Here is an 11,103-nt window from a genome sequence, read left to right as displayed (position 1 = left end):
GCGCGCGGCGGCAGCTCTTGCGGCGAAGATACCCGTACGGTGGCGGCACCACGCAATGTCCAGCGATGCGGAAGTTTGACATCCAGAAAAGAAAAACAGCGATCGGTTCAGGGTGCGACAGGAGGGAATTCGACGCGGATTTCCAGGCCGCCGTCCGGCAGCGGTTCGGCATGCAGCCGGGCGTCGTGGGCGGCCGCGATGGCGGCCACGATCGACAGGCCGATGCCCTGGCCCTCGTGGCCGCCGAGGCGGGTCGTCCGCAGCCGTTGGAACGGCTGGAAGATCAGCTCGATCTGGGACGGCAGGATCTCGGGGCCGGTGTTGCGCACACACAGCGCCGGCCGGTTCCCGCGCAGGCCGGTCCAGACCCGTACCCGGCCGTCGGGCACGTTGTGGCGCACCGCGTTGTCGACGAGGTTGATGATCAGCCGTTCCAGCAGCGGCGGGTCGCCCAGGACCGCGGCCGGCGCGAGCTCGCTGTCGATCCGTACGCCCGGCGGCCCGTCACCGGCGCGGGGCTGCTCCAGGTATTCGGCGGCCAGCGCCGCCAGGTCGGCCGGCACCCGGCGGTCCAGGCCGCGCTGGCTGCGCGCCAGCGTCAGCAGCGCCTCGATCAGCTTCTCCTGCCGGGCGTTGCTGCCCAGCACCCGTACGCACGTCTCGCGCAGTTCGGCGGCGCTCGCGTCCGGGTCGGCGAGAGTGATCTCCAGCAGGCTGCGTTCGAAGGTGAGCGGGGTGCGCAGTTCGTGGGAGGCGTTGGCGACGAATCTGCGCTGCGCTTCGAACGCGCCCTCCAGGTGGTCGAGCAGCGCGTCGAAGGTGTCGGCCAGGTCCTTGATCTCGTCGGACGGGCCGGGCGCGCTCAGCCGCCGGTGCAGGTCGTTCGCCGAGATCGCCTTGGCGGTGTCGGCCATGGTCCGCAAGGGGCGCAGCGCCCGGCCAGCCACCACCCAGCCCAGCCACACCGACAGGAAGGTCAGCAGCGCCAGCGCTATGCCGGACGAGGTGAGCAGCTTTTCCAGGTAGTCGCTGCGCTGCTGTTGCAGCTGCTGTTCCAGGTCCACCGTCGGGGCCGGTACGCCGGTGGCGGCGCCGAGGCCGCTCGGGGTCACGCTCGCGGCCGGCGGGTTGGGCGGCTCGACGCCGGACCACGGCGGCCGGCCCGCCACCAGCAGGTAGACCACGGTGAGCAGCAGCACTCCGGTGACGAGGAAGAGCGCCCCGTACAACAGGGTCAGCCGCAGCCGGATGGTCCAGCGGACCCTGGTGGGGCGGCCGGGCGCGGGCCGGGCCGGACGCGGTGCGCGGCGCATCCCCGGCACCCTCAGATCCGGTAGCCGGCCTGGGCGACGGTCTCGATGAGCGGCGGGTCGCCCAGCTTGCGGCGCAGCCGGCTCACGGTGACCTTGACCGTGTTGGTGAATGGGTCGGCGGCCTCGTCCCAGGCGCGCTCCAGCAGTTCTTCGGCGGAGACCACGCGCCCGCCCGCCGACAGCAGCAGTTCCAGGACGGCGAATTCCTTGGGGCTGAGGTCCAGGCGCTTGCCCGCCCGCAGCGCGGTGCGCTTGCCGGGGTCCAGTTTGAGGTCGGCGTGGCACAGCACCGGGGGCAGCGCGGGCTGGCTGCGGCGGCCCAGGGCGCGGATACGGGCGACGAGTTCGGCGAACGCGAACGGCTTGGGCAGGTAGTCGTCGGCGCCGCCGGCCAGGCCCTCGACCCGGTCCTCGATGGTCGAGGCGGCGGTCAGCATCAGGACCCGCGCCGGGTAGCCCTCGGTGACCAGCGTCTGGCACACCTCGTCGCCGTGGACGCCGGGCAGGTCGCGGTCCAGGACGACGACTTCGTACCGGTTGACCGAGGTGCGCTCCAGCGCGGCCGTGCCGTCCAGGGCGACGTCGACCGCCATCCCTTCCCGGCGCAGGCCCGCGGCCAGCGTCTCCGCGAGTTCGCGATGATCCTCCACCACCAGAATCCGCATGGCCCCCACCAGTCGGCTCGACTCCGTTGATCGTGACCTTGCTCGCGGGGCGGTTACAGCGGCGTAAGGGCGCCGGCCGGGGTTACAGGCGCCTAACACCCGGCGTTCCGTCGCGGTAACCGCCCGGTTGGTGAACTGGCTTCCAGACGTCCAGCGTCCCAGAGGAGTTGACATGTCGGCACCGTCCGAAGAGGAAACACCACGCAAGAAGAAGCGCAGGCTGCTCGCCGTCCCGCTGCTCGTCGCGGCCCTGGCGGCCGGCGGGACCGTGCTCGTGCTGCAGACCGGCTCGTCGTCCGCGGCGCCGGCCGCGTCGTCGGCGAAGATCGGGGCCGCGGCGGCCACGTCGTCGGCATCGGCGTCGAGCAGTACGGGCGGATCCGGCGAGGACGCCTCGACGCGGGAGCAGCAGGCCGAGGCGTTCACCCAGTGCATGCGGGACAACGGGGTCAAGGACTTCCCCGGCATCACGATCAAGGAGAACGGACAGCTCCAGCTCAAGGGCGGGAGCAACGTCAACCCGGTCTCCAAGGCGTACCGGGCGGCGGCCAAGACCTGTGCGTCGAAGCTGCCGGAGGGCAGCAAGAGCCTGCCCAAGGAGCCCACCGCGGTGACGCCCGAGACACCGTCGCTCGGTTTCACCTGCACCGAGGACTGCCCTTCGACGCCCAAGGCGCCGAGCCTGCCTTCTGATTTCTGACCTGTAGGGGGTACGTCCAACCGCCTCAATTGGGCGGTTGGACATTCCCGGCATGCCAGGAATCCACAAAATCCGAACCGGCACTGCGACAAAATCCGACCTGTAACCGCGGCGTAACCGCCTGCCGGTCACCATGGAAGATTCGCACCCGTCCCGGTAATTCCGGCCACCGTTCGAATAACAGCCCCAATTCAGCTTCACGAGCATGACCCGGCGCCGAATTCGCCACCGCATCGGCCGCCGGGGACCGTGTGGCCCGCCGCGGCCGATCCCCCGTGCGCAGATGCGACGGCCGGGCGCCGCGCCCCGGTCCCCGGCGGTGCACCACCCCGTCCGGCCCGGGCCCGCCGGCCGCCGGACGGCCCGCCCCCGGGGCCGCCTGGTGGCCTCCTGACCGGAAACGTAATGTTTTCGTGGCAGAGCGGAACATAGGTACGGTGAGTCATCCCATAGGGTCGAGCGGTGATCGAACGTCGAAAAGGGGCCCACGCCCGGACCACCGCAGCCGCTCCGGACGGCCGATGGCCCGCCCTCCTCCTCCGGTGGTGGCGGGCCGGATACCTCCGCATACGCCGGCTCCGCCCGGCCTACCCGCGCCCGGGACGCACCGGTCTTCGGCGCTGGATACCCTCCTGGCGCCAGTCGCTGGGCCTGGGCGGCTCCTTCGTCGGCATCCTCACGGGGATCCTCGCGATCATGTACGCACGCACCGAGATACCCGCCGACCTCAACGCCTTCGCCACCCAGCAGGACAACGTCTACTACTGGGCCGACGGCACCGAGATGGCCCGCACCGGCGACATCAACCGGCAGGACATGCCGCTCGACTCCGTCCCCGAGAAGGTCCGGTGGGCCGCGCTGGCCGCCGAGAACGAGACGTTCTACTCCGACAGCGGCATCTCGCCCAGCGGGATCATCCGGGCCGCCACCCGGATGGTCACCGGCGGTGACACCCAGGGCGGGTCCACCATCACCCAGCAGTACGTCAAGAACGCCTACCTCAACCAGGACCAGACGTTCACCCGCAAGCTCACCGAGGCGTTCATCGCGATCAAACTGGACAACAAGATGTCCAAGGACGAGATCCTCGAACGCTACCTGAACACCAGCTGGTACGGACGCGGCACCTACGGCATTCAACGCGCCGCCCACGCCTACTACGGCAAGGACGCCTCGCAGCTGAACGTGAGCGAGGGCGCGTTCCTCGCCTCGCTGCTCAAGGGCGCGGCGCTGTACGATCCGGCGCTCGGCTCCGAGGCCCACAAGCGCGCGGTGGAGCGCTGGAACTGGGTCCTGGACCGGATGGTGGTCATCGGCAAGCTCTCCAAGGAGGAGCGGGACGGCTACACCCGCTTCCCCGAGCCGCAGGCCCCGCCCAAGCCCGCGGGGCTGACCGGGCAGAACGGCTACCTCGTCGAGACGGCCCGCGCCTACGTCGACGCGCACACCGACATCTCCGAGAAGGACTTCGCCCTCGGCGGCTACCAGATCCACACCACCTTCGAGAAGCCCCGGATGACGGCACTGGCCAAGGCGGTCGGCGCGGCGCGCGCCAAGCTCTCCCCGGACACCCGGCAGGCCGACCGCAATGTCCGCATCGGCGCGGCCTCGGTGACCACGGACGGGCGGATCGTGGCGCTGTACGGCGGGCCCGACTACCTCAAGCAGGGCTTCAACGACGCCAACTCCTCGGTGGTGCCCGCCGGCAGCGCCTTCACCCCGTTCGTCTACGCCGCGGCACTGCGCGACGGCGTGGAGCGCGAGCGCGGCAAGCCCCGTACGCCGGTCACCCCGGCCACGGTCTACGACGGCAACAACAAGATCACGCTGCTCACCCCGGAGGGGCCGTACTGGGACCGCGCCGGCAAGATCGCCAAGGCGGAGAACGACGGCGGGAAGTCCTGGGGCAGGATCCCGCTGAAGAGCGCGGTCGCGAACTCCGTCAACACCGCGGTCATGCAGCTGGGCATGGACGTGGGCCTGGAGCGGGTGGGCAAGGTCGGTGTGCAGACCGGGCTGCTGGAGAGCAGCCTCGGCGAGAAGCTGCCGTCGTTCGCCCTCGGCACCGCCACGCCCAGCGCGATCCGGATGGCCGACGCGTACGCCACGTTCGCGGGCCGGGGCCGGCACAGCGAGCCGTACTCGGTCGGCAAGCTCGTGCGCAACGGCAGCAACGTGGCGATCGGGAAGCCGTCCGTCAAGCAGGTGCTGCCGCAGAACGTGGCGGGCGCCGTGGACGACGCGCTGCGCGAGGCGGTCGCCCGGGGCAGCGCCACCGCGGCGAAGGCGGCCGGTACGGGCGCGGCCGGCAAGACGGGCACCGCGCAGGACAACACGTCCGCCTGGTTCGTCGGCTACCGCGGCACCCTGTCGACCGCCGTCTCGCTCGCCCGCATCGACCCGCACAGCCAGGAACTCCAGCCGCTGGACGGCATCGGCGGGCGGCACAAGGACATGGCCGGCAGCACGCTCCCGATCGACATCTGGACGCGCTACATGACCGCCCGCTGAGGGCCCGCGGCCGGTGCGTCCACCGGCCGCGTCCCGGTCCGCGGAGCTCACGGGCTTCGCGGACCGCGGCGGTGGCTACTTCACCACCGACGACCAGTCCGTGATCTGCGCCGGGTCCAGTCCGCGCAGCCGCTCCAGGACCGCGGGATCCTGGGCGTCCAGCCAGTCGGCGACCTGCTTGAAGGTGGCGCAGCGCACCTCCTTCTTGGTGCACACCGCCTTCACCACGTCCTCGATGGCCTTCATGTAGATGCCGCCGTTCCAGTCCTCGAAGTGGTTGCCGATGAACAGCGGCGCGCGGCTCCCGTGGTAGACGCGGTTGAACCCGTTGAGATATCCGTCCCGGGTCAGTTTCCGCCACTGCTCGTACTTCGCCGGGTCACCCTTGGTGTTGTCGCCGGACTGGTTGTAGAGGAAGTTGAAGTCCATGGACAGGACCTGCTTCTCGCTCTTCGGATACGGCAGCAGCTGGAGCGGGAAATTCCATATGCCGTTCTTCTTCGACGGCCACACCTGGAAGTCGCCCGGCGAGCTGGCGTCGTAGCGCCACTTGAAGTCCTTCGCGGCGGTGAGCAGGTTCTCCTGCCCCTCCAGGCACGGCGCGCGCCCGCCCACCAGCTCCTTCTCGTAGTCGAAGGGCAGCGGCGGCAGGTTCTTGTAGCCGGTGTTCGTCTTCCAGTTCTGGACGAAGGAATACGCCTGCTGGATCTCGCTCTTCCACTCCGCGGCGCTCCAGTCGCCGCCGCCCTTGGGCCCGCAGAAGTGGCCGTTGAAGTGGGTGCCTATCTCGTTGCCCTCCAGCCAGGCGCTCCGGAGCTGACGCAGGGTGTCCTTGATGTGCTCGTCCGTGGCGTAGGAAATCGCCGAGGCGCCCGGCTTGTGCTGCGGCGGCTTGTACATCGTCGCCTTGGATTTCGGCAGCAGATACGTACCGGTGAGGAAGTAGGTCATCTGGGCGTTGTTCTGCTTGGCGACCTCGCGGAAATGGGAGAAGAGATGGTCGTCCCCCTCCAGCGCGCCGTCCCAGGAGAACACCACGAACTGCGGGGGCTTCTCGCCGGGCTTGAGCTTGGCGGGCTTGGGCTGCTTCGGCTGCGGGCCGGTGTACGACGTCGAGCCGTCCCCGAGCACCCTGACCTTGCCGTCCCACTTCTCCTCGGGCTTCGGCGTCGGCGTCCCGTCCTTGCCCTTGCCGTCCTCCGGCGGGGCCGGCCGTGGCTGGGCGGAGTCCCGGGCCTGCCCCGTCTGCTTCCCGTCCCCGCCCTGGCCGTCGGGGCCGCAGGCCGACAGGCCGAGGGCGAGCGCCGCCACGGTGACCAGAGCCGGCGTGCCGAGCACGTTCCTCTTCGACATATTCCTACCCCCTGGCACCAAAACACGTGTTCTGGCGCAAGTATCACAGAGGCATCATGCTGCCCATCATCCCCCTGGTACCGCATATCACGTCACCGGGGCGGCCGGGCGGCGGCACCTTCCCGCGCGCCGCCCGGCCGGGCCGTCAGGTGCGGTAGGCGTAGTAGACCGCGTCCGGGTAGGACGCGATGATGCTCGCCACCGACTTCCGGTAGGTGTTGGTCGAGTGGTACGTCAGGTACGGCACGCCGTAGCTGCTGCGGTACGTCGTCATCATGGAGTGGTCCTTGGACCCGTCACCGTCGAAGTCCATTTGCATGACGTCGCCGATGTCCATCTGGTAGACGTTCGACAGACTGGTCACGCGCTTGGAGTTCAGCGCGTACCAGGACCACTCGTTGACCCCGAGCCAGCTGTCGGACTGGCCGCCCGCGTCGTACCACCACTTGCGGTAGTCCGACGTGGCCCCGCCCTCGGGCTTCCAGCCGCCGGCCTTCAGGGCCTGGCTGAGGAAGTTGGTGCAGTCGCCGCCGTCCGCGTTGAACTTGCGGTACTCGGGGTTGTAGTTCCGCCAGTACTTCTCCGTGTACGCGGCCATCGCGGCGTAGTCGTACCCGCCGGTCAGCTGCTTGCGGGGCGCGGCCCGCAGGGGCCGGGAGGTCGAGGCGGGCGGCGCGCTGGGCATGGTGTTCCCGTCGTCCGCGACCGCCGCCGCCCGCAGCGCCGGGGCGTTGATCGCGCCGGGCCCGTCGTCCTTGGAGCGGATGCCCGTCAGCTCCCACGTCCCGCCCGGGACGGCGGTGAAGTCGAGCTCGTGGCGGGCCTTGAAGCCGGTGGTGCCCGGTTCGTCGCCGCGGATCTTCTTGTACGTGAGCGTGGTGCTCTCGGTCACCTCGACCGTGGCGCGCCGGCCGGTGAGCCGGGTGCCGTCCACGGTGACCTTGGTGTCGGCGGCGGTGTATGCCTCCCCGAGGGCGGCGAGCCGCTGCTTGCGGGCGCGCAGGGTGGCGACCCCGGCGTTCTCGGAGCGCGCCAGGCCCGCCGACAGGCGCACCTGCTTGCGGGGCAGCGGGGCTATCCGCCCGGAGCGGGTGTCGAGCAGCGCGGCCGTGCGCTGCGTCAGCAGGGCGTCGGCGGTGCGGCTGAACGTTTCTGCGGTGGCCTGGTCCACCCCGCCGGTGCGGGGGGCCGCCGTCGCGGGCACAGCGGGCAGCAGTACGGCCGCCGTGGCGACGGTGAGCACCGTGCCGACGGCGGATCTGAGGGTCGTTGATCTCACGAATTTTCCCCTTTACACCCCGGCCCACCCGGGCCGGGCAGGGAATCTTTACACAAACTCCTCAGAATTGGATCAGGCGAGAGGGCTCCGATGCCGTCGCCGCCCGGCGGGCGGGGCGGGGGCAGGTGGCCCTACCGGCCGGCCGCCACCCGGCCCGCTCCCGCACCCCCGTGCCGCCTCGGGGCCGGCCCCGGCTCAGTCCGTCGCCGTACGCACCCAGGCCGTCGTCCACGGCGGCAGCTCGTCGCCGGTGACGGGCGCGGAGGACAGCAGTAGCGTGCCGGCGGGCAGCGGCCGTGGCGTGTCCGAGAGATTGGCCAGGCAGTGCCACCCGCCCGAACGCCGGAAGTGCAGCAGTCCCCCGGCAACCGCCTCGTCGTCACCGACCCACTCCAGCGCTTCGTCCGCGAGCAACTCCCGGCGCAGGTGCAACGCCTTCCGGTACAGCTCCAAGGGCGCCGTCGGCCGCCCCTCCTGCGCCTCCACGGACAGTTCGCCCCAGTACGGCGGCTGTGGCAGCCAGGACCCGCCGCTGCCGAAGCCGTACGAGCTTCCGGTGCGCCGCCAGGGCAGCGGCACCCGGCAGCCGTCCCGGCCCTTCGACCGGCCCTGGCTGCGGGTCCACACCGGGTCCTGCAAAGCGCCGCGGTCGAGGTCGGCGACCTCGGGCAGGCCCAGTTCCTCGCCCTGGTAGAGGTATCCGGCGCCGGGCAGCGCGAGCATCAGCAGGGTCGCGGCGAGCGCCCGGCGCAGCCCGTACTCCCGGTCGAGGGGCGGCTGCCGTCCGTCGGAGAGCAGCCACGCCTCCGCGTCGCAGCCCTCCGGCAGGCCGTGCCGGGAAGCGTGCCGGATCACGTCGTGGTTGGAGAGCACCCAGGTCGCGGTGGCCCCGGCCGCCCGCGCCCCGGCCAGCGCGGTGTCGATGGAGGCGCGCAGTTCGCCCGCGTGCAGCGACGCCTCCAGGAAGTCGAAGTTGAACGCCTGGCCCAGCTCCTGGGGCGTGGCGTAGGCGGTGCGGCGGGAGTTGCGTACCCACGCCTCGGCGACCGCGATCCGCGGCGGGTCGTAGGCGTCGAAGACCGTGCGCCACTCGCGGAAGATGTCGTGCACCTCGTCGCGGTCCCAGAAGGGGTGGCTGCCGTCCTCGGGCAGGTCCTGCGGGTCGTACGCCTCGACGGTGCCGATGTCGCGGAGCGGCGCGGCCAGGTCCTTGGCCAGGCCGTGCGCCACGTCGACCCGGAAGCCGTCCACCCCGCGGTCGGACCAGAAGCGCAGCGTCGTGCGGAACTCCGCGCGGACCTCGGGGTTGTCCCAGTTGAAGTCGGGCTGCTGCGGGGCGAAGAGATGCAGGTACCACCAGCCGTCGGGCAGCCGGGTCCAGGCGGGGCCGCCGAAGCACGACACCCAGTCGGTGGGCGGCAGTTCGCCGTCCTCACCTTTGCCCTCACGGAAGACGTACCGCTCCCGGGCCGCCGAGCCGGGGCCGGACCGCAGCGCCTCCTGGAACCAGCGGTGCTGGTCGGAGGAGTGGTTGGGCACGATGTCGACCATGACCTTCAGGCCCAGCCGGTGGGCCTCGGCGACCAGCGCGTCGAAGTCGTCGAGGGTGCCCAGGCGCGGGTCGACATCGCGGTAGTCGGCCACGTCGTAGCCGCCGTCGGCGAGTTGGGACGGATAGAAGGGACTGAGCCAGACGGCGTCCACCCCGAGGCCGGCGAGGTGGCCGAGCCGGGAGGTCACACCGGGCAGGTCGCCGATGCCGTCACCGTCGGAGTCGGCGAAGCTGCGCGGATACACCTGGTAGACGACGGCCTGCCGCCACCAGTGGCGGGTCTCGGCGGCACGGCCGGGCCGGCCGGGGCTTGCGGCGTGGTGCTGTGCGGTCACGTGACTGCCTTTCAGCTCGCGGTACGGGGTGGACGCCTGCGCCACCCCGGGGAGCGGCACCGGACGACGACGCCTCCGAGGCTCCAAAGGAGCGCGCCCCGGCCCCCACGTAATCTTTCCCGGACGACAAACCGCCCCGCGCCCACCAGGGCACCACAGCGAGGAGTTGACCATGGGCGCACCGGACGCGCAGGACACCGCCAAGCGGCTGCGGGCCGTCTGCGGGGAACTGTCGGAGCGGTTCTACGAGCGGGACGACGTGGTGCGGACGCTGGTGGTGACGCTGCTGGCCGGGCGGCACTCGTTGGTGCTCGGGCCGCCCGGGACGGCGAAGTCCGAACTGGCCCGGGAGCTCACCGGCCGGATCGACGGGGCCTCCTACTGGGAGATCCTGCTGTCCAAGTTCACCGCGCCGACGCGGATGTTCGGGCCCATCGACGTCGCCGCGCTGGCCCGGGGCGAGTACCGCCAGGTCTACGACGGGCGTGCCACGACCGCGCATGTGGCGTTCATCGACGAGATATTCAAATGCTCGACGGCCGCGCTCAACGAGACGCTGGGCTACCTCAACGAGCGGATCTACCACCCCGAGAACGGCGGCGCGCCGGTCCGCTGCCCGCTGATCGGCGCCATCACGGCGAGCAACGAACTGCCCGGCGGGGAGGACGCGGCCGCGATCTACGACCGGCTGCTGGTGCGGATCGAGGTCGGCTACCTGGAAGACCCCTCGAACTTCGCCGCGCTGGTCCGCTCCGCCGTCAGCCGCCCGGCGGCACCGGCACGGACGACCGTCGAGCTGGCCGCGTTGCAGCACGCCGTGACCGAAGCCGTCCCCGCGGTGGACGTGCCCGACGCCATCGTGGACGCCGTGTGCACGCTGCGCGCCGCCCTGCGCCGCAAGGAGCTCGTCGCCTCGGACCGCCGCTGGCGGCAGGCGGTGGGGCTGCTCCAGGCGTCCGCGTACCTCGACGGCCGCCCGGCGGTCGCCGAAGCCGATCTGTCGGTGCTGACGCATGTGCTGTGGGACTCCCCCGCCCAGCGCCCGACCGTCGAACGCGAGGTGCTGCACCTGGTCAATCCCGACGCCAAGGAAGCGCTCGACCTGGCCGACACCATCGACGAGCTGGAGGCCCAGCTCGACGCCATGGCCGGGCAGTCCCGCGAGGCGCTGAGCGAGTGGGTCATCAAGAACGCCCACAACACGCTCGCCAGGGCGGGCAAGCGGCTGGAGCGCCTGCGCGCGGAGGCGGCGGGCGCCGGCCGCTCGACCACCGCCATCGAACGGGTCGCCGGCCGCCAGCGCGCCGTCCGCGCCCGGGTGCTCACCGAAGCCCTCGGCGTGGACGCGAGCACGGTACAGGCCCAGCTCTGAACACGGCCGGCCGGGATACGGAT

General features: G+C 71.2%; 8 protein-coding genes. 3 read left to right on the top strand and 5 right to left on the bottom strand.

Features of this window, described 5'->3' with window-relative positions:
* Positions 1-107: 107 nt before the first annotated feature.
* Both CP984_RS39500 and CP984_RS39495 read right to left on the bottom strand, forming a co-directional pair.
* On the bottom strand, positions 108-1,313 hold the full coding sequence (locus CP984_RS39500) for a sensor histidine kinase (RefSeq protein ID WP_003980681.1): 1,206 nt from the start codon (positions 1,311-1,313) through the stop codon (positions 108-110).
* Between the two features lie 11 nt (positions 1,314-1,324).
* Positions 1,325-1,978: a response regulator transcription factor gene (locus CP984_RS39495; RefSeq protein WP_003980682.1), complete on the bottom strand. Its 654-nt coding sequence runs from the start codon at positions 1,976-1,978 to the stop codon at positions 1,325-1,327.
* Positions 1,979-2,150: 172 nt separating this feature from the next.
* Between CP984_RS39495 and CP984_RS39490 the strand changes: the two genes are divergently transcribed.
* Together CP984_RS39490 and CP984_RS39485 are read left to right on the top strand one after the other, a co-directional pair.
* The gene (locus tag CP984_RS39490) at positions 2,151-2,678 is read left to right on the top strand and encodes a hypothetical protein (RefSeq protein ID WP_003980683.1); all 528 of its coding nucleotides are present in this window, start codon (positions 2,151-2,153) and stop codon (positions 2,676-2,678) included.
* A 696-nt stretch (positions 2,679-3,374) separates the two neighbouring features.
* Positions 3,375-5,189: a transglycosylase domain-containing protein gene (locus tag CP984_RS39485; RefSeq protein ID WP_226048755.1), complete on the top strand. Its 1,815-nt coding sequence runs from the start codon at positions 3,375-3,377 to the stop codon at positions 5,187-5,189.
* A 75-nt stretch (positions 5,190-5,264) separates the two neighbouring features.
* On the opposite strand, the gene CP984_RS39480 is transcribed toward CP984_RS39485, so the two are convergent.
* The 3 genes from CP984_RS39480 to CP984_RS39470 all read right to left on the bottom strand — a co-directional run bounded on the left by CP984_RS39480 (position 5,265) and on the right by CP984_RS39470 (position 9,708).
* Entirely contained in the window at positions 5,265-6,542 is a 1,278-nt protein-coding gene (locus tag CP984_RS39480; protein WP_003980488.1) for a polysaccharide deacetylase family protein, read from the bottom strand.
* Between the two features lie 145 nt (positions 6,543-6,687).
* The gene (locus CP984_RS39475; RefSeq protein ID WP_226048754.1) at positions 6,688-7,821 is read right to left on the bottom strand and encodes an amidase domain-containing protein; all 1,134 of its coding nucleotides are present in this window, start codon (positions 7,819-7,821) and stop codon (positions 6,688-6,690) included.
* Positions 7,822-8,016: 195 nt separating this feature from the next.
* A complete protein-coding gene (locus CP984_RS39470; RefSeq protein WP_050504655.1) occupies positions 8,017-9,708 on the bottom strand; it encodes a glycoside hydrolase family 13 protein in 1,692 nt (563 codons plus the stop codon).
* A 172-nt stretch (positions 9,709-9,880) separates the two neighbouring features.
* On the opposite strand from CP984_RS39470, the gene CP984_RS39465 reads away from it, so the two are divergent.
* The gene (locus CP984_RS39465; protein WP_003980485.1) at positions 9,881-11,080 is read left to right on the top strand and encodes an AAA family ATPase; all 1,200 of its coding nucleotides are present in this window, start codon (positions 9,881-9,883) and stop codon (positions 11,078-11,080) included.
* Positions 11,081-11,103: the final 23 nt, after the last annotated feature.

The sequence above is a fragment of the Streptomyces rimosus genome, from assembly GCF_008704655.1.
Taxonomy (GTDB): domain Bacteria; phylum Actinomycetota; class Actinomycetes; order Streptomycetales; family Streptomycetaceae; genus Streptomyces; species Streptomyces rimosus.
Note: the sequence above shows the minus strand (reverse complement) of the source record. Positions and strands in the feature narration are given on the sequence as shown.

Excerpts from the sequence above, each read along its gene's own strand:
- CP984_RS39500 (WP_003980681.1), bottom strand. The coding sequence starts at position 1,313 with ATGCGCCGCGCACCGCGTCCGGCCCGGCCCGCGCCCGGCCGCCCCACC.
- CP984_RS39495 (WP_003980682.1), bottom strand. The coding sequence starts at position 1,978 with ATGCGGATTCTGGTGGTGGAGGATCATCGCGAACTCGCGGAGACGCTG.
- CP984_RS39490 (WP_003980683.1), top strand. The coding sequence starts at position 2,151 with ATGTCGGCACCGTCCGAAGAGGAAACACCACGCAAGAAGAAGCGCAGG.
- CP984_RS39485 (WP_226048755.1), top strand. The coding sequence starts at position 3,375 with ATGTACGCACGCACCGAGATACCCGCCGACCTCAACGCCTTCGCCACC.
- CP984_RS39480 (WP_003980488.1), bottom strand. The coding sequence starts at position 6,542 with ATGTCGAAGAGGAACGTGCTCGGCACGCCGGCTCTGGTCACCGTGGCG.
- CP984_RS39465 (WP_003980485.1), top strand. The coding sequence starts at position 9,881 with ATGGGCGCACCGGACGCGCAGGACACCGCCAAGCGGCTGCGGGCCGTC.